Below are 26773 nucleotides of genomic sequence, written 5' to 3' on the forward strand. Positions count from 1 at the left end.
AAAAGATGAACAAGAACTATTATGCTATACTTATGGCAGGAGGAGTGGGATCGAGGTTCTGGCCTGTGAGTACTTCAGATTTCCCCAAGCAGTTTCACGATATGCTGGGAACCGGAGAGACCCTTATTCAAAAGACTTTTCATCGCCTTGCCAAATTAATCCCCGAAGAAAATATTTTTATCCTGACCAATGAAAGATATAATGATCTTGTTCTGGAACAATTACCAGGAATTTCTCAGCGCCAGGTAGTCCTGGAACCGGCAATGCGAAATACTGCTCCCTGTATCCTGTACGCTTCCCTGAAGATACAGAAGGAAAATCCGGATGCGGTTATGATCGTTGCACCAAGTGATCACTGGATAGAGGATGAAGAAGCTTTTAGTAATAATATCAAAACCTGTTTTGATGCCTGCCAGCAGTCTCCGATCCTGGCTACATTGGGTATTCAACCTACCTTTCCGAATACCGGTTATGGATATATAGAATATGAAGACAGCGGGGACGAGGATATAAAAAAGGTAAGCCAATTCAAGGAAAAGCCTACCTATGAAAAAGCAAAAGAATATCTTGAACAGGGGAATTATCTGTGGAATGCCGGGATCTTTATGTGGAGTGCATCTACCATTGTAAACGCTTTTAAAGAGTATCAACCTGAGTTATTTGCTCTTTTTAATAAAGGAATGGACCTCTACAATACAGCCGATGAGGCTGATTTCATCGAGGAAAATTACCCGAAAGCCGAAAATATTTCTATTGATTATGCTATTTTAGAGTTTTCCAAATCTATTTACGTACTTCCTGCTTTGTTTGACTGGAACGATTTGGGTACCTGGGGCTCCCTTTATGATAAACTGGATAAAGACAGTGATAAGAACGCTGTTGTAAATTCCAGAATTATCGCCGATGATGCCCGGGGGAATATGATACGCACGTCTAAAGACAAGATCGTAGTTGTTGACGGGATTGAGAATTATATCATTGTCGACAAAGAGGATGTATTGCTTATCTACCCGAAATCTAAGGAGCAGGACATTAAGAAGGTCCTGCAGAATGTGAAGACAACTTTTGGAGATCAATACACCTAGGCATTATGGAAGAAAACAAACCGATAGACAACCAGCAGGATACGAATTCAAGTGAAAATGTAAAAAAAGACCTTTCCGGTTTGGTAGGGAGTTTGAAAACCTTTTTTAAGGAACTCCTCGATATCAGAAAAAATACAGATCAACAGGCAACCATTGCATCCATAGTAGATGATATTCCGTTTAAAGGGCATACATCCTGGATCCTGATCTGTTCTATTTTTATTGCCTCCGTTGGTTTGAACGCCAATTCTACCGCGGTAGTGATCGGAGCGATGTTAATTTCCCCACTTATGGGCCCCATTCTCGGAATGGGAATGTCTTTGGCCATCAACGATATTGATACCTTAAGGCGCTCTCTGAAAAATTTCGGGGTTATGGTGGGACTGAGTGTCCTGACAGCATTCTTGTTTTTCAGGTTTTTCCCCTTAAGGGATGAATCCTCGGAATTACTGGCCAGAACAGCTCCCGATATCAGAGATGTTTTGATTGCCTTTTTCGGGGGATTGGCACTGGTAATTGCCAGAGCTAAAAAAGGAACCATTGCCAGTGTTATTTTCGGAGTGGCAATTGCCACGGCCCTGATGCCTCCTTTGTGTACCGTTGGTTTCGGGCTGGCAATAGGGAACCTGGAATATGCAGGGGGTGCGATGTATCTCTTTATTATCAATACCATATTTATAGCCCTGGCTACTTTCCTGGTGTTAAAACTCCTCCGGTTTCCGATGGTGCGTTATGCCAATTCTGCCAAAAGAAGACTTATTGCCCGGATAGCTTCTCTGGTAGCCTTTGTGGTAATGATCCCTGCCGGTTATACCTTCTATAAGGTTTTTCAGGAATCCCTTTTTAAGAACCAGGCCAAACAATTTATTTCAGAAAATATCGAGACCTATCAGTTTGCTGCAGGAGGAAGGTTCCTTGAGAACTTTACCAGTATGAAGTACACAAATAATCAGGATTCTTCTGTAGAACTTGTGTTTATGGGAGATGAAGCTATTCCGGATAATGTGATAGAAACCTGGAATGCGCAAAAGAATGCCTATTCCAAACTGAAGAATACCGAATTGAAGATAGTACAGGGGGGAAGGGATGACTCCGAAGAGAAATTTAATTTTGTCAGCGAGCTTTACGAAACCAAGAAGGAAGAACTGGTAACCAGGGAAGCACAGATAAGAGTGCTGGAAGAAGAGGTGGCCAAGCTGAGCAAATTGCCCATGAATAAGATCCCTTTTGATGAAATAGCCGGAGAAGCCAGGATCAATTATGTAAATCTGAGGAAAATAGGATTCTCATCGGTTATAAAAACGAATTTTAAATCGGTTGATACCGTGGCGGTCTTTTTAGTAAAGTGGTCCGATAGTATTCCTGACAAGGTAGTTACGGACGATCAAAAACGACTAACCGACTGGTTAAAGCTGAAACTGGGTACCGATAAGATACAGATAGATAAAATGGAAGATTAATTGCGGTCTTCTTCCTGATACATGACCCTTACCTTTTTAAACAGTTCTGATGAATACACAAAATTGGTAACGGCCTCATTATCGGTCTTAAAGATCTCCTTATTACTGCCTTCCCAGGCTTTGTGACCGTCTTTAAGGAATACGATCTTCTCTCCGATCTCCATTACCGAATTCATATCGTGGGTATTGATGACCGTGGTAATATCGTATTCTTTGGTAATTTCCTGGATAAGATTATCGATCAGAATAGCTGTTTTAGGATCCAGACCCGAGTTGGGCTCATCGCAAAACAGGTATTTGGGATTGTTAACAATGGCACGGGCAATAGCCACCCGCTTCTGCATTCCTCCGGAAGCTTCGGAAGGGAATTTTTTATGTGCATCGGGGAGGTTAACCCTTTTAAGTACAATATCTACACGTTCTTCCATCTCCTCCTTAGACATATCGGTAAACATCTTAAGGGGGAACATCACATTCTGTTCTATGGTCATAGAATCAAAAAGTGCACTTCCCTGGAATACCATGCCCATTTCTTTCCGGAGATCCCGTTTTTCATCATCGGTCAATTGCGAATATATTCTGTCGTTATAGCATATCTTTCCTTCTTCAGGCTGGAAAAGACCTAAAAGCGATTTCAGGAAAACCGTTTTCCCGGAACCACTCTGCCCGATAATAAGATTGGTTTTCCCCTGATCAAAACAGGTAGAGATCCCTTTTAAAATATGGGCCTCTCCGAAGGACTTATGTAAATTTTCAACCAGAATCATTAGCCTAACAACATTTGGGTTAAAATATAATTCAATATAATGATCACAATACTCGTCCACACAAAGGAAGTTGTACTTGCTTTACCTACTTCCAGGGCTCCCCCTCTCATAAAATAACCGTGAAAAGAAGGAATCGTTGCCAGGATAAAGGCAAAGACAAAGGTCTTTGTAAAGGCGTAGAAAACGTGATACATATCAAAATCGCTTTGCAGCCCCTGGATAAATTCGGCACTGGTACTGTAACCGCCGAATACCCCGGCTACCCAACCTCCCAGGATCCCGAAAAACATTCCGATAGAGATCAGGAAAGGATAAATTAGCAAGGCGATGATCTTTGGAAAAACAAGGTAGTTTATAGAATTTACTCCCATCACTTCCAGGGCGTCTATCTGTTCGGTTACCCTCATGGTCCCGATACTGGATGTAATATAAGATCCTACTTTACCGGCCATAATGATGGATGTAAAGGTAGGAGCGAACTCCAGGATGATAGATTGCCTGGTAGCAAAGCCTACAAGGTATTTGGGAATTAATGGATTATCGATATTTAATGCGGTCTGTATGGCGATTACTCCTCCGACAAAAAAGGAGATAAAAACCACAATCCCCAGGGAGTTAAAAATAAGATCGTCAATCTCTTTAAGAATGAGGTCTTTCATGATAGACCACTTGGTAGGTTTTCTAAAAACCTCTCCGATCATTAAAAAATAACGGCCAATGTTTTCCAGGTAATTCATGTAATAAAATAGAGCCACTAAAGTATAAAAAATTATTATAGTGTTTTTAACCTTGAATTAAAGTTTTTCATAACAGAATCAATTACATTTGCTAAAACTTGAAAACAGAAAATCCGCATCTCTTTTTGGCGGATACGCATTTGCAATAACAAAAAACAAACTGATGAAGAAGTATTTTTTAGCATTTTTCAGTATTGGGATATTTGCTGTAGGAATAGGGCAGGAGAGAGTATCACTCATAAAAGAAGGAAGAAGAGGTTCCGAATCGGGACTGGAAACTTATTCCAAGGCTAACAGGCCTAAATTGGTAGTGGGAATTGTTGTAGATCAGATGAGATATAATTACCTGACCCGTTTTTGGAGTAAATATGGTAATGGCGGATTTAAAAGGCTGATCAACGAAGGCTTTAACTGCAAGAACAACCATTATAACTATATCCCGACCTATACTGCACCGGGGCATGCTTCGATCTTTACAGGAGCTACTCCGTCCTCTCACGGGATCATTTCCAATTCCTGGTATGATAAAACTAAAGATAAAACCATCTATTGTGTTGCGGATGACAACTACAATCCTGTAGGAACCGATTCCAGAGCCGGGAAAATGTCGCCGGTAAATATGACTACCACTACTATTACCGACGAATTAAGACTGGATACTCAAATGAAGGGAAAGGTAATAGGAGTTGCTATTAAAGACAGAGGAGCTATCCTGCCGGCAGGACATGCAGCCAATGCGGCATATTGGTTTCACGGAGAAGACGAAGGTGCCTGGATTACGAGTACTTACTATATGAAGAACCTGCCTAAATGGGTAAGGGACTTTAATGCTTCGAATGCAGCTGAGAAATACAAGAAAGACTGGACCACTTTGTACGATATCGATACATATGTGGAGAGTGGAGCAGATAAGAACAATTTTGAAGGTTTGTTCAAGGGACAGGAAGCAGCGGTGTTTCCGCATAAATTACCGGAACTCTGGAAAGAGAACGGAGGCTTTGATATTGTTAAGTCCACGCCTTACGGAAACAGCCTGACCACAGATTTTGCTATTGCAGCTATTGAGGGAGAGCAACTGGGAGCCGATGAAATTACCGATTTCCTTACGCTAAGCTATTCCAGTACCGATTATGTAGGCCACAAATACGGAGTGAACTCCAAGGAAGTTCAGGATACATATCTGAGACTGGATAAAGACCTGGAGCGCCTGTTAAAAGAACTGGATAATAAGATAGGTAAAGGAGCTTATACTGTTTTCCTGACCGCCGATCACGGAGCCGTGGAAGTTCCGTCATATCTACAGTCGGTAAAGATCCCCGGAGGATACTTTGACGGAAGGGCTTTTTACGACAAAGTAAAGACCTTTGCAAGTGCCAGATTCGGAAGGGACGATCTTATTAAGAATGTTTCCAACGGGCAGATATTCCTGAATCATGAAGCTATAAAAGAACTAAAGCTAACCGCCACCGATGTGGAGCAGGTAATCGCCGATGAGATATTGAATTACGAGCATATCAAAACAGTTTATACTGCTCACCAGCTGTTGGGAGCGGGATATACGGAAGGACTTCCTCTCCTACTACAAAACGGATTTAACCGTAAAAGATCGGGAGATGTGCTTTTTGTACTGGAGCCTTCTGTAATTTCTTATTCCAGAACGGGATCCACCCATGGTTCGGGCTTTAGTTACGATACTCATGTTCCACTGTTGTTCTTCGGAAATTCTATTCCAACCGGAAGCACAGCACAGAAAACAACGATAGATGATATAGCTCCGACCCTGGCTAATCTACTGGGAATTTCCTATCCTAACGGAATAACGGGAGATCCGATCTATCAGTTGACGGATGAACATTAAGAAAGAATAATTCAAAAAAAAGGCTGTAACTTGAAGTAATTACAGCCTTTTTTATTTTCAGGAGAGCTTATTTCTCATCCTGATTATAACCGTAATTGACCATCCACTGGATCCCGAATTTATCGGTAAACATACCGAAATAGGCATCCCAGAACGTTCGCTCCATGGGCATGGTTACTTTTCCGCCATCAGAAAGCCTGTTAAACAGATCTGTAGCTTCTTCTTCACTGTCGGTATTGATGGAAATAGAAAAGTTATTTCCCACCACAGTAGATTGCCCGAAAGCTTCCGAACTGTCACTTCCCATTAGTACGGTATCCTTTCCAATAGGAAGGGAAACATGCATTATTTTTTCTGCTTCGCTGTCCGGAACGGGATATTCCGAAGGCATTTCTTTAAAGCGGCCCATGAATTGAAATTCACCTCCGAAAACCGAGCGGTAAAAGAGGAAAGCTTCTTCACAAGTACCGTCAAATGTCAAATAAGGATTGATAGCTGCCATAATATTAGATTTTAAGTGTGTTTATACTGTTGATGAACTTTACATTGATATAGATCTTATTTTACATTTCCCTGTGCATCCAGAGGTAAATAAGGGTTAAACGCAATTTCCCATAAGTGACCGTCGGGATCTGCAATATAACTACTGTAGCCTCCCCAGAAAACCTCCTCCGGCCTTTTAACGATCTTTACGCCTTTAGATTCCAGTGAGGCGATTAATGAATCAACCTCTTCCTTTGTCCGGGTATTGTGCGCCAAACTAAAGCCTTTAAAACCTTCTCCTCTGTGATCTACCCCTGCATCTTCTGCAAGCTTTTCGGTAGGGTAAAGGGAAAGGAGAATTCCGTTTAATTCAAAAAAACTGATACTCTCATTACTGCTGTCTGTTTTTTTCCATCCGAGTTTTTCTTCATAGAATTCTGTGGATGTTTTCAGATCGCTGACCCCCAGGCCGACAATCGTTAATCTTTGCTCCATCGTATGATCTGTTATTGGTTATATTCTATTTTTTAAAATGTAGTTTCATCCCTTCATGTGAATCGGAAAAACCAAGTTTTTTATAAAATTCCAGGGCTTTGGGTCGTTTTTTATCCGTGGTCAGTTGCAGGAGGTGAGCGCCTCTTTCCCGGGCTCTCTCAATGGCCCATTTAAACAGTTGTTCCCCCAATCCCCGATTTCTGTATTCTTTTTTTACACGTACAGCTTCTATCTGTGCCCGTACCCCGCCTTTGTAGGTCAGATACGGAATAAAACTCAGCTGCAATGTTCCGATAACGCCATTCTCATCAGCCTCCACAACGATCAATTCCTGATTGTCATCTTTGTTTATCCGGTCGAAAGCTTCGTAATAAACTGCCGGTAGCGGTAAACGGAAATCTTCCCGCTGTTTTCCCAATTCGTCGTCTGCCAGCATGGCAACGATATGAGGAATATCTTCTCTGTTCGCTTTTCTGAATATCATCTCCATTTATTTTGTAGCAGATCTCCCTGCCCTGTATCCATATGCTATAGACCTCGGGCCTCCGGACCAGGCACCGTAATATCTGTATCCGATAGGGGAATGCGGATTAAAATCGGAATATTGGGTCCCGATCTGATAATAACCTCCGCCCCTGTATCCGAATCCGCCTTTTTCATCATCGCTGTCCGGCCAGTCGGGATTGGTAGCATGCCCGAAATCCAATCTGCCATCACCATGACTCCCTTTAAAAGCCCTTCCGATAGGATTTCCTATGGTAATGACCTTTTCCCAAAGGCTTCCGCTCAAATCCATTACCCAATAATAAGAAGCACCGAAAACAGCTCTGTTCTCATCATTCATCGAGCTTTCATCAAAACCATTGGCCATGATCAATTCGGCTTCAGGAGTAACATATCTTTCCAGCAGATCGTAATTATTCGTTCCCCATACAAACTCTGCGGGAACAGGCTTTGAAGGTCCTCTTGCCGCTTTTTCATATTCCAGCTCGGTTAGAGGCCGGAGTGCAGCCCAGTCGGTATAGGCCAGGCCATCGGTAAAACTCAGATAGTTCATCGGCCTGGAAGGGTTGTCAGCTTTGTACTTCCCATCCTTAAGTCGTATCCCTCCCCGGTGCTCGTAATAAGTGCGTCCGCCAAGAGGAGACCTGGTATAGGTCCAGCTTTCCGGAAGCGTATTTAGAAAAGCGGCATACTGCCCCTGTGTAAGCTCGTATTTCATGATATAAAAGGCATTGAATCCTTTAGGGAAATCGGCAGGAACGGGTCCCTTCTGATCTCCGTTATAAAGTTCATTTTCACTCCAGTAGTAGAGTGCGTTTTGTTCCGGTGCTACTGGAATGGCACTTTCCGATGATATTTTGATCAATCCGTTGGGATTACCACTTGCATCACTTTTGTAAAAAGCGGCTTTTTTAAGAGCAGCTTCATCCGGGCTCCCTAAAGTGAAGGCACCTTCCGGAATATAGACCATTTCGATGGCATGAACTGAAAGCCCGTTTAACTGGGTATTGTTGATCTTCCTGTCTCCCGAATCGATCAGGATCTGGAGTTTGAGGTCTATATTCCCCCTGTATGTTTTTGAGGGATAAATAAAAAAGCCCAGCCCGTTTTCGGAAACCTCAATAAGCGGAGACGCCGCTGTATCTGTTCTGTTGAGAAGTATTTTATGTCCGGACGCCTTTAACTTTACATGATTGTTCCAAAAGCCTCCGTATTTCATAAATACCCAGACGGCATCGTGGTTCTTCCGGTTGTTCCAGGAGTTTTTCCATTTGATATCGAAATTTACGCTGAGGGGAGTAGCAAGGACATCCGGCCGGTTCACTACCCTGATATTTTCTATGGTGAGATCGGATGCTTTCAGGTGGCAAAAACACATCAGAGTGAATGCTACCGGAATAAGAAACCTGATTTTCATATTCGTACTTTTTGGTATAGTTGTTTGTTGATATGATCTCCACTACCCGAAAGGCAGTTGATCAAGATCCTATTAAAGTACAAAATCGATCAGCTTTAACCTGATAAAGCAACGTTAAATTTCCCGCTAGTTTTCCAGCGACTTTAAAAAAGCGCCTATTCGCCCGAAATACAACTCGGGTTGTTCCAGCCATCCGTAGTGAGCGGCATCGGGCAGGAAAACAAGTTCGGAGTTCTTAAAGACCGAATGAGAGAGTTCACCCACGCTCTTATGGATGATGTCATTTTCACCCTGAATAATGAGTACGGGCTTTGAAAAGTTCTTCAACTGTTCTTTGCAATCAAAATCCATACTTCTCAGATCTTGCCAGATCAATTGATTGATCCTTGAATTTCCCTGGGTCAATCTCTTTGCCACAGCGTTAACAAAAGACTTGTCATAAAGATAGGCCGGAGCCAGGTACTTTCCTCTTTGCAGCAGGGCATGATAGGTCGTATCGCCCCGGGCTATCCTGCCAGCCCAGTAATTAAGGGAATCGCGTTCTTTTGAGGACAATCTGGAAGTAATATTCAAAGTAGAAAGCAGGCTGAGGTCCACCCCGCCTGAAGAAGACAGGATAAGGCCTTTTACGTTCCCAGGATGCTTAGAACTGTAATAGGAAGCCAGCATTCCGCCAAAAGAATGCCCTAGGATGACCCATTGATCGATCTTAAGATGTTTTCTGAGGATTTCCATATCTTCTACCATCAGATCCATGGTAAGGGTACTCGTATCTGTTTTGGCAATTTTCGATTTTCCCGTGCCTCGCTGATCGTAAATAATAGCCATATTGGAATTTCCTATTTCACCGGCCAGGGAAACAAATCCTTCACTGTTCATTCCGGGTCCTCCATTGATAATAAGAACGGGTTCCCCTTTTCCAAAAGTTTTAAAGTGGATAGTATTTCCTTCAGAGACGATATTGTATCCGTTCTGAGAGAATGATTGATACGGAAAAAGAAAACCTAATATTATTGGAACAACTATACCGGAAGAAAATTTAAATTTCATCTTTTATGCTTTTTGAAGTAAAAAGGTAATTTGCGCCAGGTGATGATCGTCGTGCTCTGCCACAAAATACGCCAGATCTGTCATTTTCATCGGAGTGCCCAAACGCGGATGCAGAGCTACCTTATCCAGATCGACTTCTTTCAGCTTTCTCAGAAAACTTACGATCTCTGCACGGGAGGAACTGAATTCGTCTATCAGATCGGGAATAGTTCTTTTATCATGATCGGTTTGATGTGTCCTGGTATTTTCCAGATCGGCACCCACCAATTCCTTTTCTCCGGAACATATCTGTTCCATTCTGCCCATCCAGAGGGGCTCCAGATCTATAAGATGACCTATCTCCTTTTTTATGCTCCACTGCTCCGGAGTACTGCTACCGGTATCCTCTTTTACCTCTTTAAGCTTATGAGAGAGACGCGCAGGAGTTCCTTCCAGTCGCTCGATTATGGTAGGGAGCAGGCCGTTATCTTCTATACGGGCAAATTTCCGTTCAAACCATTTTGTTCTTTTCATCTTTTTTAGCTGATATTATTGTTCTTTAATACAAATTACCATTCGAATCTTTGCGTTTGACCTTGTAATTAACTTTAAGCTTTCGCAACTGCTCGGAACGCTCCTGATCTGAGATATTCTCTTTTCTTTTGAGTATTCTCAGATTTTGTAAATGTTCTTTTAAAGTTGCTTTTAAATGCGCTTTTCTTCCTTTTGAATGTAAATTAGTTTCGGGCATAATTATTTTAATATTATTCCTCAAGCCTGCCATCCAGCCAATGGATGATATTGAGGAGAAGTTGATAATTCTCGGGAGCGATCTCATTGTTCATTCCCATTTTTCTTCTCTGTGGTCCCGCCAGTTGAGCGGAAAACATAGCTGCTTCCCCAAAAGCAACAACCTTTCCCTTTCCGAAAATCTTAAAGGCTCCCTGGGACCATCCTTTTACACTCTGCCTCCGGGTCCTTTCGTTAAAGACCCAGGCGGTATCGGGTAAAAAATTAACGTAGTTTTCGTCTAACAGCAGAATAGGCTTTGCATCTTTGGGAATCTTAAACGCCTGGCCTGTAAAACTCACTACCTGTTCCAGTTTTTCTTCCTTATTTCGTCCTTTGGTGATCACATTATCTGCCAGTGTTCCTCTTTGCCTGCTGAAAAAACCAGGTCCTCTGGAAACCGTATCGAAAGCAAACCCATTGGTGAATTCAAAATCAAAAGCAGCGGCAAGGTCCTTGGCTGCACCTCCCATAGGCATATGATCGGCAATCAGGAACAAGCTTCCACCCTCGGCTACCCATTGCTTTACCGCTTCGATCTCCGCCTTACTAAAAGCAGAGGGATTGGGTAAATACCAGTTACGGACATTAATCTCATTTAGGGCATTAGATATAACGAGGATCTTTCCTTTGGAGAGCTCCTTTTTGTTAAATGCTCCTTTGTAAGCTTTGACCTTATAGCCATCTCTTTCCAGAAGCCTGGAAAAAGCCGTGTAGCGTCCGTCTTTGGTATGAAAATTATAATGCCCTTCGTCTATAAAAACCACCGGGCCTTTTTGTTTTTGATATTCCGTTTTGTGAATAGGTGGATTATAGGTAGTATCAGCTACCTGCTGGGCATGGATACTGCTGAAGAGAAAACAACAGATCAGGATCAGGATTGGTTTTTTCATTATTGTATGCTTAGGTTGCTGTAAGTTAAAAATTTATTCTCTGGCCGGAATGACAATTAACTCTTTGTTAGGGATATACCATATATCTTTTTTAAGATCGATCCCGCCTTTCATTTGTTCCTGTATCACCCGGTCAATAACGTATACACCCTTTTTTGCCATTTCGGGAAAACTGTCCACGCCTTTTGGAAAGTTTTGTCGTGTTCTGTGAATATTGAATTTTTCCGAAAATTTCCTGTCAAAAGCTTTCTCCACACCTTTCTTCCCATGAATAAATCCCAATAAACCTCCCCAGGTAGCAGTCGGATTATCGGAATCCCAGCCTGCCAGTGTTCCGATGCGGATCGTTTCCTTTATATCTCCTTCCCCGTAAAAAAGACTGACAAGACTTGCAGCAAAATTGATCCCTGCAGCAAAACAACCGTTGCAATACAATTTCCGGGAGCTTATATCATAACCATCTGCCTGTTCCACCTGATATCTCTTATAAATTTCATCTCTTAATGTTTCCCAGGGTAGACCGGCATTATAAGCTTCCTTAACAAAATCGTACATCGCGGCGGCATAGGAATGATCAGGCAGGCGTTTACGGGCTATATCTGCCAGGGACAGGATCTGATCCTTTAATTTTTCATCCTTGTTTATATCCGGTGCCAGGGAATACATGATCACATAAAATTCGGATATCCAGGCAGCATTTTCCCGGGCTGATGTGCGTATGGGAAGATATGCCATTTTTAAGGCAATATCCGGGCGGGTCGGAGCAAAGAAACCAAAGATCTCGGTAGTAAGCTGAGCATCTATCATCTCTGTATTAGGATTCTTTTCCGGATCGGCTGTTCCGGGCGGGAGAGTACCTTTCCTCATCAGATCGAATGCGGCCTGATTGGAAACCCATAAATAATTTTCTTCCTCCGTTTTAATGTGTTTTAACCAACCATCACGTATTTGCTGAGGTGTTAGAATGCTTGTACGATACGTGTATAAAAGATGCTGATACATATATTCTATATCGGTATCATCATCAGCTCCCCATAGCTCGTTTTCGTCTTTAAAAACAAAATCGATAACAGGAGATATTTTACTGGGTTGACCTTCACCCCAGATACTCGGTTTATCGGCTTTGCCCCAGTCTTCCCTGGTGTAGAAATCGCCGGTTTTGATCTCTCCGATATTCCCTATTTTATCCATTTCTGTTATCAGACCCGTCCAATTGGCTATACACTGGCCCAGCCAGAAACCCTCGAGCTTGTCCAGATATTCGCTTCTGGAGATCTGCCGATCTGAAGTTTTCGGAGTGTATTCGTTGTATTTCAGATGAGGGTCGAACAGGGCATTACCCGAACTTAGCGGATCTTGTTCCTTGGATTGCTGCTCGCAGGAAAACAAAAAAGGGAATGCCATAAAAGCCATTCCCCGTAAAATATATTTGTATTTACTTTTTTTCAAACCGGTTGCTTGTCTGGTTGAAGCTATTTAAGGATCGCAACAATCCGTAAAGGACCTCCCGATCCTCCTTTGATCTTGATCGGCAGGGCGATCACCTGAAAATCATTTTCGGGTAGTTTGTTGAGGTTGGTCAGGTTCTCAAAAGCCGGAATATCCTGTGTCATCAGGCTTACATGGCTTTTAAAAAACTCGGATTGACCGTAATCTATGCTCGGGGTATCAATACCGATAGCGTTTATTTTCCTGTTGTTAACCAGCCATTCGGCTGCTTCCGGATCCAGGCCGGGGAAATGAAGAAGCTTCAGGGCATCGGGTCCTCGCTGATCTGTTCCCAGGTACTTTACTTTATCCGGATAGAATTCCGAATAGCCCGTTTGCAGCAGGACAATACTTCCATCCGGGATCTGAGAATTGTGCTTGGCCTCCCAGTTTTTAAAATCCTCGATGCTGATAAGATAATCCGGGTTATTCTTAGCCTGAGCACTTACATCTATTTTTATAGCGCTTCCGATGAGTTTTTCCAGGGGGATCTCATCAACCGACTGACGGTTCTCTGCAAAATGAATAGGCGCATCAATATGGGTTCCGCCGTGTTCTGCAGTAGCAAAATTATTGGCAGAATAATAAAACCCTTTATCGGTTTGTCCTTTGGCAACCACATCCAGTTCAAATTCCTTGGCCGTTACCCAGTAAATAGTCTCTTCGGAAAAAGAGTGAGTAAGATCTACGATCTTTCCATCAAGAGAAAGGGTAGGAGTTGGTGGTAGCGGACGCCTGGCCTCTTCCGTATTGCTGTTACATGCTGTTAACAGAACCAGACTTATTAGACTACATACAGTTAGTGTTTTCATATTTTAGTTTTTTGGTTAATGAAAATTATGTGTAATTAACATTGAGATATTTATTTTTCTGTTTGGGTACGTAGAATTCCCTCCTTCTGATAAAAATACGAATTTGCAGAATAGCTAATGGAAATTTAACGCTAAGCGAGGATAAAATCTCGGAGCTCAATATTGTATGTCTGATTATTTTTTATTGCGCCGGCTTAGCGATACCTTCCGATCTTCCTGACTAATCTTTTTTCGAATTGTTTTATGGCCTTTTCCCTGAAATCCTTATCCGAAGTCGAACGAACAAATTTATATACATTTACTAATCTTAAAACAGACTCCTCCTCATTTCCCATAATCTGTATTTCGGCAAAAGAAGTTTTAAAACTGATGGTATCCTGTGTTCCTAATTTCCGGGGATCAAGGATCAGGGCAAGAGTATCTGTCTCTCCCTTGTAATGAAAGACATTAGATTCTTCGTTAAAGTCGATCAGTCCGTTATATTTATTAAGCCGTCTTATTTCCTTTAACTGTACCATATTCAGGCGGGAGATCAGTTCCCGTCTGGAGAAGTCAAAATGGTATTCCTTGTCGATACCTACGTATTTTTTCGGATGACGGGGAAGTGCAGTTGTTGCCATAAATGCCAGGCATGAAACAAACACAAGAGCTTTGGTCAGTATAGGTTTTAAACTTATCTGAACTTCTTTTTTTAATAGATGGTAGGAAAGAAGAACAGAAACAAGAGCAATAAGGTCTGTATAGTCCACGGTCCTGTAAAGAGGAATTCCCCAATAATTTGCGGAATCAATAAAAGCTTGTGAAAATTCGCTTTTCCACCAGATAAACAACAAAACTGTAAATATGTGGATGTGTCTGGTAAAACGCGGAAAGAGTAAACTGAATAGAAAAGGAAAGGCAAAAAGCCCTGCAAAATCCGAAAGTTTTCCGGTAACCGCATTGTGGAAATAATCTTTAAAGACCCAATCGTTAAGAATGAGTAAAAGCAGGCTTGTCAGGAATACGGGGTTTGCAATTTTACTGTTTAACTTTTTCAATCTTATACGTTTAAAGAAATTAAAAGTACTAATTTCTGAATTTATTGAGGAAAGACCTGACAATATCCCAGTTATCTTCAACCGTATTTCCTACGCGCTCCTCTACCAACATAGAAGAGCCATGGACTCCGTTTTCCGCAGCATAGGTCTGGTGGCCGTGTTGATTGGCAAGGTCGAACTGGGCTTTTACGCTTTCTATTTCCATTTCCCCCGGAGGCCTTAACAATAAGAGAGGTGTTTTTAAACTTTCAAAATAGGCATCAGGACGGCAATCTTTTAAAGGGCCTCCCGAAGCAGGTGAAAAAGCCAGTACACCACTTATTTTATCCTGATTCTCATGGGCGAGTTTAATAACCAAAGTACCACTATAACTACTTCCCCATACAATTTTACTTCCTGTATATCCGGAACCTTCAATAAAACTCAGAGCAGCTTCCAGATCGGGATAAGCATCGCAATAGCCATAGTTGTTTATAGAAATATTAGCCACGGTCCGGTTATAACTACCGTAGGTCTGTCCTCCCCGTCTCTGATCGATCGCTAAAACATTAAAGCCATCTTCCAAAAGGACCGGAATTATAGAATTGTATTCTCCTCTGGCATTGGAACCTCCCTGATGGAAAAGCATAATGACCGGAGCTTCTTTATCCGATCCGTACAGATCTCCTGCTATTTTAAGGCTGTCAGCAGTGTAAAAACTGATCTCCGTACTGCTTTCTTCTTTACTCTGTTTTTCAGGCTCAGCCTGTTTACAGGATACGAGGATACAAAGGATCCCGATTCCGATAAGTACCGTATTTTTCATCATAATTTAAGTATTGAATTTAAGTTTATTGTTGTAAATAAGCTTCCGGATTGCTACGATAAGGAGGATTGATCCCAGTCCTCCCAAAATATAAAGCCAGATGGCTTCTATACTATTATTTCTCTCTTTCCGGGTATCAGGCCTGTTTTCCGAATAAGCGTCGTAATCAAACAATATGCTTTTGTTTCCGGATTCATCAACCCTGGTTATTCTTGGGCCGTTATTCCCGTTCTTATTCTTATACTCCAGGATATAGGCATCACCTGCAAAAAAATCGACCCCCGTAGGAAACCAATCTCCTTCAGATCTGTAAAAGGTTTGGGTTTGCCCGTTTTCAGTTATTTTAATAATACGTTGCCCGGCCAGTTCGGCTACATACATATATCCGTCACAACCTTTGGTAAGACCCAGTAAAACATCATTATGAAAATCCCTGGGTCTGTCCAGTCTGGAGATAAGGTCTCTTGCCATAATTTCAGCTTTCCCACTCTTATCGATCTTCAGAAGGATCCCGTTATCAACACCTTTGTCAGGAACATATATATTTTCCTCTTCGTCAACATAAAGGCTCTGAGCGGCTTCCAATCTGTGATTACTGTGTTTGACGATCTTTCCGGCAGGATCGCGTTTCCAGATATACTTTTGATAATTGAAATACACGTTCCCGCTAAGAGCGACATCACAATTGACTGAAAATTTACTTCCGTCTTCCGTTCGAATCAGGGTTTCGGTTCTCCCGTCCGGATAGATACGAATAAGAAAACCCTCCCGGTCACCTTTCCCCACGTATTCGGCCAGGAGATTACCTTCCTTATCCAACATTACCTTATGACTATGGGTGTCTTTTAGTAATGCGGTCAGCTTTCCGTCCTTTGTTAATTTCCATATGGTCCCGTTCCCGTTGTGAGCGAGATCGGCAAAGTAAATATTACGGTGTTTGTCTACTACTATACTCCATGAAGGATGCGCATAAAGCCCCTGACTTAAAAACAGTAATCCGATAAATATCTTAACGATTGTATATTTCATATTTGGTTTTTAAGTTGAAGTAAACCGACATATCTATTTCTCAATCCAGTTTTAGTTCACATATCTCATAATTGCCGTTCCTGAATGCCGTGATCAGTAGTTTTTTACCGTCAGGCGACCAGTTTGGCAGGGTGTCACCGTCATTGTTGTAGGTTATTCTTTGCTGATTGCTTCCGTCGGAATTCATAATATAGATCTCCGGTCTGCTGTTTTCCATAGAAGTCACATAGGCTATTTTCTTCCCGTCTGCAGACCAGGAAGGACAGAAATTGTGTTTTGGCCAGTTGGTCAGGCGTTTTTTACCCGAACCATCCAGATTAATGCGGTAGATCTCATCGTCTTTGTTATCGGTTTCATGGCGGGAAAAGAACAGCAGGGATTTGGCATCGGGAGACCACCTGGGGTATAAATTTCGATGCGGATAAATGATCAGAGCTTCCAGGTTCTGCCCCTTGTTGCTTACAATACGGATATCGGAAGTTCCATCACTTTTACCAGATGAAAAGGCAATATATTTTCCATCAGGAGAATAGCTTGCAAAGATAGGTTCTCCTTCCATTTCAGGAAGCTGCAGCTTTGTGATTTTTCCTGTTTTGGTTTCAAGTTCAAAAAGCTGAAAACGTCCGTTTTTATTGGACTCAAAAAGGATCTTTTTACCATCCGGATGCCAGAAAGGTCTCCTGTCGTCATGAGTATTCGAAGTCAGGCGTTGAAGATCACCTCCGTCAGAAGCCATAAGATATAGCTCCCAGTTCCCGTCCCTGTTGGATTCGAAAATAATCTGTTTTCCGTCAGGAGAGTAGCTGGCATAGCGATCATCGGCTTTATGATGAGTAAGGATCTTTTCCTTCTGAGCAGTGGAAGAGATCGTACCCATAAAAATTGCCAGATAAAGAAGAAGGATCTTCATTGCCGCTTATTTTAATGGTTCAGGTTGACTTAAAATTAGGTATTCCTTTTTAAAAAGAGCGTTAAAGGATTGCCAACAACTGTCAAAACCCTACGGAAAGATCATGATCCTTTTAATAAGTTTCAAAATGTCTGTTTTTAAAAGAAAGTGATTAAATTGAATATGATGAGAAGTTAACTTTCCAGAAAATCTTTAAGGTTTCCGCTTATAAAATACTTCCATCCGTTTAAGCAACTATCCCTGTTAAATTCGGGAACATCCGATGTGAAGTCCTGAGTTACCCTATGTGTTAACCGAAGTTTACTTCCTCCTTTTTGTTCAAATAATTCGAAGCTTACAAAAGAATCGCCTTCGTAGCCTTCATATTTCCAGTTATAAACGATCTTTCTGGGAGCATCGGCTTCGGTGATCTCCCATAAATGAAGAAAATCCCGTCCCTCACTATGTACATTGAATCGTGTTGAAAAACCGACCTCGGCTTCAAACTCCTCAATATTTTCAAAAAACCATTGCTTCATAAGGGGAAGCTGAGTTATGGAATCCCATAGTTCATCGATGGATATTTTGAAAACCTGTTCCACAATTACCGGTTGATCAGTAGTTTTCATAGGTTTCTGAATTTAATATTAGATTGAATAATATCAATATGAAGCTTAAAGATACTAATTCGGATATGGAATTTTAAATGACGGCTTTACTTTTTTCAGGATTTTGAGAGTTGCATTACACAGATTATCTTCAGTAAGGATATTTTATATGTTTTAGAAATTTATTCTTGTAGACTTTCCCGACAGGTAAAGCTTCATCGGAAATGAACACCTGATTCCCTGATATTTTATCTATTTTATCAGTGTTGATGATGTAAGAGCGATGTATCCTCACGAAATTTAAATCGCTTAGTTTCTCTTCCCAATTCCTTAAACTGTCCAAGATCAGAATAGATTTTTCCGGAGTCACCACTTTTACGTAATCTACTTCAGCTTTAAGATAGAGAATATCATTTGTCGAGATCTTATGAACTGCTTTGTCTGCATATAAAAGCAAGCGTTCTTCCGGTTGTTTTCCTTCCATCCGAAGCATGTCGCGGGCCCGGCCAATGGCTTTCAGGAAACGCTCATAGGAGAAGGGTTTTACCAGATAGTCAAGAACATTTTCTTCAAAGGCCGGTACGGCATAATCGGAATAGGCGGTGGTGACAATTACCTTTGGCGGCCTGGCAATAGTCTTTAAATAGGACAAGCCGCTTAATTCCGGGAGTTGAATATCGAGAAAAAGAATATCTGCCTTGCGCAACAGTTCATAGGGAATATCCAGTCCGCTTTCGTAAACCCCTATACAGCTTATAAAGGCAGTCTTCTCAATATAGGTTTGTAAAACCTCCTGTGCGGATATTTCATCTTCTAGGATCAGGCAGTATATCATAGTTGTAATTGAAGTGTTACTCTGAAAATATTTTGTGTATCATCTATGTTGAGCTTGTGCTTTTCGGGATAGAGGAACTGTAATCTTTTTTTGGTATTTGAGATCCCGATCCCGCTTTGCTCCCAGTTTTTATCTATGTCTTCAGCCGATTTTTTACTGAACGGATTTTCACAATAAAAATAGAATTGCCTGTTTTTTAAAGTTACACGGATCTTTATCGGGTGCCCGGAACCTTTTAGAAGGCTGGTGTATTTAAATGCATTTTCGAGGAATGAAATGATCAGGAGCGGGGCTATCAATTGTTCATCATCATCCAGTTCTATATTCAGATCTACAGCTATTTTACTGGCAAGCCTGATCTGCTGCAGGCTGATATAATCTTTAATATGAGCGATCTCCTTTTTAAGGGGAACCCGTTCCTTTTGTGTCTGTTGAAGGATATAACGGAAATTATCCGATAGTTTCAGGATCATTTCCGGGGTTTTATCATCCTTTTTCAAAGCGCTTGAATATATGGTGTTTAAGGTGTTAAAAAGGAAATGAGGGTTGATCTGGGCCTTCAGTCCTGATAATTTAGCTTCCTGTTCTTTTCTGCCTGCTTCTTCCAGGGCCTGTTGAGTTTTATAAGTGTCTTTTATTGCAAAGAGCACAAATGCAAACAGGGAAAGGATAATGTAAGTGGAAATATAGCTGAGAGAATAAGTCCAGTAAGATGCCGTATGGGTACCTCCGAAGAGATAGTTGTGAATACTGAAATTGAGGTAACCGGTGGCGCAAAAGAACAGAAGGAGAAAAACCATTGTACTCCATTTTTTTCCGAGGGGAAAGAAGAAAAAATAGGAACCGTAAAAAACGATCATACCAAAGAACAGATCATTTAACTGACTGTATAAATGAAAAGGAGAATTTGCCGGGCCAATCGACTTTAAAAAGGGGTACAGAAAATAAATTAGCCAGAAAGCAATATGAAGAAAGGGCTCCCGCATGAATACGCTTACCTCCGGATTATTCCTGTAATTAATCGATCGGTGCTTCATTATACCTTCTGTTTTTCCTGTTCCTTGATCTCAGTTTACTTTCAAACAATTTATAATTTATACTGACTAAAAAGTTCCGCCTTTGCAATTCGATATCCCATACGGTATGCTGACTAAGGTTTAAGCTCCTACTATTGTTTTCAAATACATTCCTGTTCAATACATCTACCAGCCTGAAAGCTGTTGAAAGCCTCTTTTCAAAAAAGCTTCCCTGTACAGCCAGATCCAACCGGTTCCTGGGCGCCAAAAAATTAAAAGCCCGCTGTTGCTTAAAATTATAAAGATAAGTGATATCTGCAGTAATCCTCTTTCCGATATTGAATGTGTTTTTAAACTGAATGTTCGAAGAAAAAAGATCATGCCAGCTAACATTGATGTTCCGGTTAATTTTTGTGTAATAGTAATTGGAAGTCAGCCTGGACCTCCAGAAAGGGGCTATTTTGTAATTAAAACTGCTTTCAAATCCCAGGGAATTGAAATTTCCTGCATTTTCATAGCGGAAGACTTGCCTGTTGTTTTCTGAGGATTCAGTCCACAGAATAACATCTTTCCGATGTCTGTAAAAGACTGTGAGGTTCAGATTGAGTTTTTTAGAGTTCTTCTGATAAGACAATTCAATATTATCACTGAATTCAGGAGTTATCCCGGGATTGTACTCCCATATAAAAAGAGGGCTTACGATCTGAAATGCATTTAACTGATGGAAATCAGGCCTGGATACACGTTTGCTGTAACTGAGGTTAAGAGTGTTCAGATAATTGATCTTATAAGAAAAATGAAAGGAAGGGAAAAGATTGACAAACTTTTGCTTGTTTCGAAACCCTTCAGCCCTGATCTGAGAATCCGAATAAAAGTACTCAAAACGCAGACCTGTTTGAAGGGTGAAATTTTTATGAGCCAGTTTTAGCAAGCCATAGATACCCCATAATTCTTCATCATAACTAAAACTATTGTCTGAGGCGCTGCCATTGGAGGGATCTAATAAACTTCGGCTGTCCAGTATCTGAGAGCTCCTTACCACTCCGGCTTCTGCGAGAAGTTTACCGTTTAGCGGAAGCTTATAATCGGCTGCTATAGACTGGAGGACAAAATCTTCTGTCAGGAACTGATCGAACTGAAGGATACCGTCTTCAAGATCTCTTATGGGATAGTCATTGTTACTAATGTTGGTGTGGTAATCCAGCTCTAGAAAGTGATCTTTTTTGTCAAATTTTAACCGGTAATTAGCATTGAGGATAGTTATATAATGAAAATGACTGCTTTCTCTCAGATATTCATAATCATCGCGATCGGTTACATCAGTATAAGAAGATAAGTTTGAGGAGGTATGTGAATCATCTGTAAAGTTGAATTCTACCGAGAATTCATGCCTGTCTTTAACAAAGAGATCAAGACCGGACGAAATCCTGTAAATAAGCCCGTCTGTTTTATAGGGAGTGAAAATATTTTCGGTGTTCCCGTCATTGAACAAGCGCCTTATAGTTTGGTTATTGGTAATGTCGCTTTCCGCCCGGGAGAGACTCCATCTGAAATTAGCAAAGGGAAGCCTGTAATTTCCATCTGTACTCGTTCTGAATCTTCCCCCTGTCCCTGCAGAGCTGTTCAGGCCTAAACTCAGCCCGGGATCATTTTGCTTTTTTAGCTTAATATTAATGATCCCCGATAAGCCGTCAGCCCTGTACTTTACGGAAGGCGATGTAATGATCTCCACACTCTCCACAAGGGATGCCGGGACCTGTTCCAGCAGTTCAACTGCATTCAGGGAGGAAGGTTTCCCATTGATCAATAGACGAACATTGTCATTCCCCCTTAGAGATAAAGTGCCGGTACCTATATCGGCCTGTATTTCCGGGATCTGATCGAAGGCTTCCAGAGCATTTACTCCGGACTGCTGAATATCGCTCCCCAGGTTGATTATTTTCCGGTCTGTTTTAAACCGGGTCAGAGTACGCTCTCCTTTAAGTACAACTTCATCAAGATTATTTATATCGACTTCCAGTGTAAACAGAAGATGGAGCGGGTCTTTAATTTCCGAAAAAGGAAGCTTTAAACTTTTATAACCCAGAAAGCTAAGTTCCAGGTGAGTAAAAGGAGCAGTTGTTTTAAGCTGAAAATTACCTTCCTCATCTGTGGAAACTCCATCTATAAGCCTTGTGCCGTTGTAAATGGTTACGGTGGCATAGGCAATTGGCTCCTGATCCTGCTTATCGATTACCTTGCCTTTTAAATGGGTTTTCTGGGAGAACAGAGAAATGCTTAGGAGGAAGAACAGTAAAAAAAACAGGGATTTCATTTTGATCGTATTTTGATTGAATACTCAAAAATGAAACATAGGGGAATAGGATAGAATTTTAATCTGTAAACATACCCAACCGATCTGTTAAATGATTTTTAGTCGAAAGCTGATGCCTCTAAGGATTTATTTACCTTGAAAAAATAATTATAAAGAGGATAATTATATAGAAAATGACACCAAACATACGTGCTGTTGTCATTTGCCACAACTTTTTGTTAAAACCGTACTTTTTAAACCTTTCCGATTCCATATCAATATGATCTTTAGATGGTCCCATGCGGTGATTAAAACCTACAGGTAATAAAAAGTAAATGATCCATTCATCCCATGCGAGAAGTTCATTTTCTCTTTTCTCCTTTTGCTCAAGAAATAGCTTATACTGTTCTTCAACCTGCTCCAATTCCTGATCCTTTAAATTTCGTGTGGAAAGTTCAGATTTTGCCCTTAAAACCTTAGAATTATCTTTTGAATTTTTTATGACGTATAGTAATTCGACGTTGGAATATCTCTGAATTTTCTTTTCCCTCATAGGTAGTGATAATGCTTATTGAAAGTTGAATAAACCTTACTTTTTAGTTAACATTTTTCCTTTATGGGTAAGCCCCCAGATGGTCTTTCCGTCCTGGCGGGTCAGTCTTTTGGCAGCTCCTTCTTTTTCCATTTCCTCGAGGAGAGATCGTACGACTCCAGTGGTGGATTTTAGCTCCTTGGTAATGCCTTCAAGCGTTCTGAATTTATATTTCCCGGTAAAAGCATTGACCACCCCGTCTATTTGATCCTGAGCATCATCATCGGCCATTTGGTGTTGCGACCTGAAACCGGCCAGATCGATCTGAGGTTCTGTTTGTACCTCTTCTTCTTCAATTTCTGCCTCGTTAGATACCAGCAGATCTACTTTCTCTTCATTTTCCTGTACCTGGCTTAACGCCTGGTCGGCCTTATTTCTGGTGTTCTCAATATCTTTCAGGATCTTATCGCCTATGGTATTGATAAAGCGATCTGAAAAATACCCGGCCACAAAACAAAAACCGGCAAAGACAAAATAATTGATAGGATCGTAATCGTCTGTATGCCTGATGAGGTCGCTGGACATCATATTCAACAGAAGAGGCACCAGAATAGCAGCTCCGATCCCACTGAGCAAATGCCGGAGCACCTCCCATTTTTGGGTGATCATTCCTTTGTAATACAGAAGAAGATAGTTGGTAAGTCCCGCCAGCCCTCCGATAGCGACTATCAAAACGATAAGGATAGAGATATGATTCATAGCATTTATTGTTTTAGGTAAGGAGGGGAGTACTAATTTAAGGATTATTTTGCTTTATCACTTTTTAAGTAATCCAGACTCTGGTTAAAGTATTTTAGCATGGATTTGTTTAGAAACTTTTTGTACTCAGTATTTTCTTTTCTTTCAACAGATAACCAGGCCATGGCATATGCAATTATCTGTTCAGGCAAGTATCCCTGACTATTCATTTCCCAACCGAATCCGGCTCCTCCTGTATTTGTTGAAAAATTGAATCTGGAATTACCCAGAAAAACACCAAACCCATAAAATATAGCGGTCAGATCGGTTAAAAACTCATCATTTTCTTCAATTCGATTCTCTCCTAACAGAATTTGATGAGCTAGTTCATGGGAGATTGTTGAGATCATTGAAATAGGATTTTTAAGTTGCCCTCTTTCGAGTGAGATTATTGTTTCTTTTTTGTTTTTTTCAAAAGTTCCCGAAGCACTTTTCCATTTACCGTTTATATCTGCAGGAGTAGAGAGAATACTACCATCCTGCATTTCTATTGGTTGATCTGAAAACAATTGCAGTTTTATATCGACATCCCGAATATCCATTAATTCCATAGTGACTTCTAGAATAAACTCGGCATCTTCTTCAATTCCGGTAAAGGCTCTATCGTAAAAATCAATAGTTGGTGTAACAGTTCTGATTTCCTGAAAATGATCTTCACCAAATTCAGCCCGAAGCCAATTCAGATCAAAATCGATCCACTCCTTATCTTCTGCAGTAATGGGTAGTTTAGTTTTTTTGCTCCAAAACATTTTCATGAATAGTTTAGATCTTATCTTCTTTTATATTAATCCCAGATCAAAGGCCGTTTAACTCCCAGTGTTCTGAGGTAAGCAAGCATTTGACCTGTATGAACGGCTTCGTGATAGGCAATTCTATTAAGGTAATCTCCCAGTTTTTTGTTTTGATTGACTTCACTCCGGTCGATCCGGATATTCTCCAGATCGGTTTCATCTAAACTTTTTATCATCATAAGGAATTCCTCCCGGTAGGATTCTGCAAAGTCCAATTCGTTCTTCAGGTCGCTGTATTCCAGATTCTCCCAGGGAGAAGGGTAATCACCGAGGTTTCCTCTCTTTTCAATGATCTGATGAAAGAGGTGTTCTCCCTCCAGGACGTGACGTATCATTTCTATAACAGACATGGCTTTCTCGTCGGGTTTCCAGTGATAATGCTCTTCTGGAATCCCTTCCCACAGTTTAATACTTCGTCTTCTGATCTCGGAAAAGTTAAGCAGGATCGTTTCTATGGCGTTCATTCAGTTTACTTATTTTAAAGGTCTTTTTTTGATCATGCCCCCTTTTGCGTCTTTTATACTATGCATGACAATAAATGCATCTTTATCTATCTTATCGACCTCGGTCTGTAGCTTGGACAACTCAAGTCTGGTAAGCAGGGTATATACGATATCGGTCTTTTTTAAAGGCTCTCCTCTGCCTGCAAACCCTTTTTTCCCGTAATACAAAGTACAGCCTCGGCCCATTTTTTCTATTATGGCAAGCCTGATCTCCTCGCTTTTTTGAGAAATAATGGTCACTCCCACATATTCCTCAACTCCCGTAACTACAAAGTCTACCGTTCGCGATGCTGCCAGATAGGTAAGGATGGCATAAAGTGCGATCTCCACAGAAAACACATAAGCGGCGACGGCAAAAATAATAATATTGAAGATCAATATGACATCCCCAATGGTAAGGATGGTGATGCGCCCCACAAAAACGGCAAGAACTTCAGTACCATCAATAACAGAACCTCCCCGAACTGCCAGTCCTATACCCAGACCCAGGAAAAAACCACCGAAAAGGGCGATAAGCAATTTATCGTCGGTTACAGACGGAAAGGGAATAAAATGTATAGCGATAGCCAGGAGAATAATGGCCACGATGCTTTTTATAGCAAACAACCGGCCAATTGTATAGAAAGCCAGCGCAATAAAAGGAACATTGATAAGGACGATCAGAATGGAAAGGGGTATACCGGTCAATTCGGCTGCGATCAGGGAAATTCCGGTTACTCCGCCGTCGAGAAAAGAATTGGGAAGTAAAAAACCGTTTAATCCGAAACTGGCCGACAGTATTCCCATAGAGATCATAAAACTATCTGACAGAAAGTGCCTGAGTTCAACTTTGGTGTTCTGGATCTCCTTTTCAAACTGTTTTGAAGAAGGTAATGTGTCCCGTTTTTTAAACTGTCGCTTGACTGTTTCCGTAACGATATATTTAAAAATCGGATTCATTTTATCTTTTAGTATTATCAGAATTGGAAAATAGAGACAAATCTAAATGGAAAGCTCTGGGATTCCGGAATCAGCCCGTTGTACTTAAAGATAAGATTTTTATTTGAAGTTCGTGCAAAGTCTGGGTTAGAGCGATTCTTTCTATTCAATATATTACGGCGGGAGTTTTATGAATATAAGTTTTCTCTCTTAGTATTTTCAATATAAAATGTGCTACATCTTTTCGTGAGATCATTTTAGTCAGAACATAACTGCCTAAATCCGGTCCGTGGCGGTATTTTGTTCTTTTCTTCCCATTGGTGAGCTGACCGGGACGAAGGATGGTCCATTCCAGATTACTTTGCATAATTAATTTTTCCTGTTTGGATTTATCTCTGAAATAGAAAAAAAGAATAACAGGGATTACAAACAAAGTATAGTACAAACCAAGCCTGAACCTGCTATCTCTAATCCCTAAAGAGGTGATGCAGATGAATCTGCTAAGCTTCTTTTTTTTCATTGCAGTAATGATATTTCTTGTCCCTTCAGATAAGATGGTAGTTTTAATAAAAAATTTTTTATGCCCCAGTGCAGATAGTACAGCATCCTGTCCTTCGACGGCAGCTTCCACATTTTCAGAATTCAGAACATTCCCTTTTAATACCTTTAAGTTGGGATTTTCGAGCTTCACTTTCGCAGGATTACGGACCATTGCCGTAATACAATGACCTTCTTCAAGTGCCTGAGCTATCAACTGACGCCCTGTTTTCCCTGTTCCGCCAATGATTAGAAGATTCATTTTATTAAAATTAGGATTCTAATGCTAATCTCATAAATTTTAAAATACGATAAAATGTATTTTGACCGAACTGTTGAATACTATGGATAGAATGTAGCTAAGA

29 protein-coding genes are annotated in these 26773 nt (G+C 41.0%); 3 read left to right on the forward strand and 26 right to left on the reverse strand.

Annotated features, from left to right (window positions below; genetic code table 11):
* The first annotated feature begins 5 nt into the window (after positions 1–5).
* Together GWK08_RS16250 and GWK08_RS16255 are read left to right on the forward strand one after the other, a co-directional pair.
* Positions 6–1085 carry a mannose-1-phosphate guanylyltransferase gene (locus tag GWK08_RS16250; protein ID WP_163608311.1) on the forward strand — a complete coding sequence of 360 codons (1080 nt, stop codon included), beginning with the start codon at positions 6–8 and terminating at the stop codon, positions 1083–1085.
* A gap of 5 nt (positions 1086–1090) precedes the next feature.
* Positions 1091–2545, forward strand: coding sequence for a DUF389 domain-containing protein (locus GWK08_RS16255; protein WP_163608312.1), 1455 nt, complete (start codon positions 1091–1093; stop codon positions 2543–2545).
* On the opposite strand, the gene GWK08_RS16260 is transcribed toward GWK08_RS16255, so the two are convergent.
* Together GWK08_RS16260 and GWK08_RS16265 are read right to left on the reverse strand one after the other, a co-directional pair.
* Positions 2542–3312 (reverse strand): ABC transporter ATP-binding protein, encoded by a 771-nt coding sequence (locus GWK08_RS16260; protein WP_163608313.1) that lies wholly within the window; start codon positions 3310–3312, stop codon positions 2542–2544. The two genes, GWK08_RS16255 and GWK08_RS16260, sit on opposite strands and share 4 nt — an antisense overlap.
* Positions 3312–4049 (reverse strand): MlaE family ABC transporter permease, encoded by a 738-nt coding sequence (locus GWK08_RS16265; RefSeq protein WP_163608314.1) that lies wholly within the window; start codon positions 4047–4049, stop codon positions 3312–3314. Before GWK08_RS16265 ends, GWK08_RS16260 begins: the two co-directional genes overlap by 1 nt.
* 163 nt (positions 4050–4212) lie before the next feature.
* Here GWK08_RS16265 and pafA point away from each other — a divergent pair, with 163 nt between their 5' ends.
* Positions 4213–5907, forward strand: a complete 1695-nt coding sequence (gene pafA / locus GWK08_RS16270) for an alkaline phosphatase PafA (RefSeq protein ID WP_163608315.1) — start codon at positions 4213–4215, stop codon at positions 5905–5907.
* A gap of 67 nt (positions 5908–5974) precedes the next feature.
* On the opposite strand, the gene GWK08_RS16275 is transcribed toward pafA, so the two are convergent.
* From GWK08_RS16275 to GWK08_RS16390, 24 genes are all read right to left on the reverse strand, one after another.
* The gene (locus tag GWK08_RS16275) at positions 5975–6409 is read right to left on the reverse strand and encodes a VOC family protein (RefSeq protein WP_163608316.1); all 435 of its coding nucleotides are present in this window, start codon (positions 6407–6409) and stop codon (positions 5975–5977) included.
* A 56-nt stretch (positions 6410–6465) separates the two neighbouring features.
* Positions 6466–6885 carry a VOC family protein gene (locus GWK08_RS16280; protein ID WP_163608317.1) on the reverse strand — a complete coding sequence of 140 codons (420 nt, stop codon included), beginning with the start codon at positions 6883–6885 and terminating at the stop codon, positions 6466–6468.
* 25 nt (positions 6886–6910) lie between these two features.
* Positions 6911–7369: a GNAT family N-acetyltransferase gene (locus GWK08_RS16285; RefSeq protein ID WP_163608318.1), complete on the reverse strand. Its 459-nt coding sequence runs from the start codon at positions 7367–7369 to the stop codon at positions 6911–6913.
* Between the two features lie 6 nt (positions 7370–7375).
* Positions 7376–8806 carry a formylglycine-generating enzyme family protein gene (locus tag GWK08_RS16290; protein ID WP_163608319.1) on the reverse strand — a complete coding sequence of 477 codons (1431 nt, stop codon included), beginning with the start codon at positions 8804–8806 and terminating at the stop codon, positions 7376–7378.
* A 126-nt stretch (positions 8807–8932) separates the two neighbouring features.
* Positions 8933–9856, reverse strand: coding sequence for an alpha/beta fold hydrolase (locus GWK08_RS16295; RefSeq protein WP_163608320.1), 924 nt, complete (start codon positions 9854–9856; stop codon positions 8933–8935).
* Between the two features lie 3 nt (positions 9857–9859).
* Positions 9860–10369 carry a DinB family protein gene (locus GWK08_RS16300; RefSeq protein ID WP_163608321.1) on the reverse strand — a complete coding sequence of 170 codons (510 nt, stop codon included), beginning with the start codon at positions 10367–10369 and terminating at the stop codon, positions 9860–9862.
* Positions 10370–10394: 25 nt separating this feature from the next.
* Positions 10395–10586: a hypothetical protein gene (locus tag GWK08_RS16305; RefSeq protein ID WP_163608322.1), complete on the reverse strand. Its 192-nt coding sequence runs from the start codon at positions 10584–10586 to the stop codon at positions 10395–10397.
* Between the two features lie 13 nt (positions 10587–10599).
* Positions 10600–11517 (reverse strand): DUF4350 domain-containing protein, encoded by a 918-nt coding sequence (locus tag GWK08_RS16310; RefSeq protein WP_163608323.1) that lies wholly within the window; start codon positions 11515–11517, stop codon positions 10600–10602.
* Positions 11518–11550: 33 nt separating this feature from the next.
* Positions 11551–12966, reverse strand: a complete 1416-nt coding sequence (locus GWK08_RS16315) for an ADP-ribosylglycohydrolase family protein (protein ID WP_239524943.1) — start codon at positions 12964–12966, stop codon at positions 11551–11553.
* 23 nt (positions 12967–12989) lie between these two features.
* Entirely contained in the window at positions 12990–13817 is an 828-nt protein-coding gene (locus tag GWK08_RS16320; RefSeq protein ID WP_163608324.1) for a cyclase family protein, read from the reverse strand.
* A gap of 194 nt (positions 13818–14011) precedes the next feature.
* Positions 14012–14854 carry a hypothetical protein gene (locus GWK08_RS16325; protein WP_163608325.1) on the reverse strand — a complete coding sequence of 281 codons (843 nt, stop codon included), beginning with the start codon at positions 14852–14854 and terminating at the stop codon, positions 14012–14014.
* 28 nt (positions 14855–14882) lie between these two features.
* On the reverse strand, positions 14883–15662 hold the full coding sequence (locus GWK08_RS16330) for an alpha/beta hydrolase family protein (RefSeq protein WP_163608326.1): 780 nt from the start codon (positions 15660–15662) through the stop codon (positions 14883–14885).
* A gap of 3 nt (positions 15663–15665) precedes the next feature.
* A complete protein-coding gene (locus GWK08_RS16335; RefSeq protein ID WP_163608327.1) occupies positions 15666–16688 on the reverse strand; it encodes an NHL repeat-containing protein in 1023 nt (340 codons plus the stop codon).
* Positions 16689–16728: 40 nt separating this feature from the next.
* Positions 16729–17598 carry a DPP IV N-terminal domain-containing protein gene (locus GWK08_RS16340; RefSeq protein WP_163608328.1) on the reverse strand — a complete coding sequence of 290 codons (870 nt, stop codon included), beginning with the start codon at positions 17596–17598 and terminating at the stop codon, positions 16729–16731.
* 173 nt (positions 17599–17771) lie between these two features.
* Positions 17772–18206 carry an SRPBCC family protein gene (locus GWK08_RS16345; RefSeq protein ID WP_163608329.1) on the reverse strand — a complete coding sequence of 145 codons (435 nt, stop codon included), beginning with the start codon at positions 18204–18206 and terminating at the stop codon, positions 17772–17774.
* 130 nt (positions 18207–18336) lie between these two features.
* Positions 18337–19020 carry a LytR/AlgR family response regulator transcription factor gene (locus GWK08_RS16350; RefSeq protein WP_163608330.1) on the reverse strand — a complete coding sequence of 228 codons (684 nt, stop codon included), beginning with the start codon at positions 19018–19020 and terminating at the stop codon, positions 18337–18339.
* Complete coding sequence (locus GWK08_RS16355) at positions 19017–20057, reverse strand: sensor histidine kinase (RefSeq protein ID WP_163608331.1); 1041 nt, start codon at positions 20055–20057, stop codon at positions 19017–19019. The genes GWK08_RS16350 and GWK08_RS16355 overlap by 4 nt, the downstream gene beginning before the upstream one ends.
* Positions 20038–22350: an outer membrane beta-barrel family protein gene (locus tag GWK08_RS16360; protein WP_163608332.1), complete on the reverse strand. Its 2313-nt coding sequence runs from the start codon at positions 22348–22350 to the stop codon at positions 20038–20040. Before GWK08_RS16360 ends, GWK08_RS16355 begins: the two co-directional genes overlap by 20 nt.
* 130 nt (positions 22351–22480) lie before the next feature.
* A complete protein-coding gene (locus GWK08_RS16365; protein ID WP_163608333.1) occupies positions 22481–22882 on the reverse strand; it encodes a hypothetical protein in 402 nt (133 codons plus the stop codon).
* Positions 22883–22918: 36 nt separating this feature from the next.
* On the reverse strand, positions 22919–23620 hold the full coding sequence (locus GWK08_RS16370; RefSeq protein WP_163608334.1) for a YEATS-associated helix-containing protein: 702 nt from the start codon (positions 23618–23620) through the stop codon (positions 22919–22921).
* A 44-nt stretch (positions 23621–23664) separates the two neighbouring features.
* The gene (locus GWK08_RS16375) at positions 23665–24408 is read right to left on the reverse strand and encodes a hypothetical protein (RefSeq protein ID WP_163608335.1); all 744 of its coding nucleotides are present in this window, start codon (positions 24406–24408) and stop codon (positions 23665–23667) included.
* Between the two features lie 35 nt (positions 24409–24443).
* Positions 24444–24914 carry a DinB family protein gene (locus GWK08_RS16380; RefSeq protein WP_163608336.1) on the reverse strand — a complete coding sequence of 157 codons (471 nt, stop codon included), beginning with the start codon at positions 24912–24914 and terminating at the stop codon, positions 24444–24446.
* Between the two features lie 9 nt (positions 24915–24923).
* Entirely contained in the window at positions 24924–25892 is a 969-nt protein-coding gene (locus tag GWK08_RS16385; RefSeq protein WP_163608337.1) for a YitT family protein, read from the reverse strand.
* 145 nt (positions 25893–26037) lie between these two features.
* Positions 26038–26670: an NAD(P)-dependent oxidoreductase gene (locus GWK08_RS16390; RefSeq protein WP_163608338.1), complete on the reverse strand. Its 633-nt coding sequence runs from the start codon at positions 26668–26670 to the stop codon at positions 26038–26040.
* Between the last annotated feature and the right edge of the window lie 103 nt (positions 26671–26773).

This window comes from Leptobacterium flavescens, from assembly GCF_010671605.1.
In the GTDB taxonomy this organism is placed as follows: domain Bacteria; phylum Bacteroidota; class Bacteroidia; order Flavobacteriales; family Flavobacteriaceae; genus Leptobacterium; species Leptobacterium flavescens.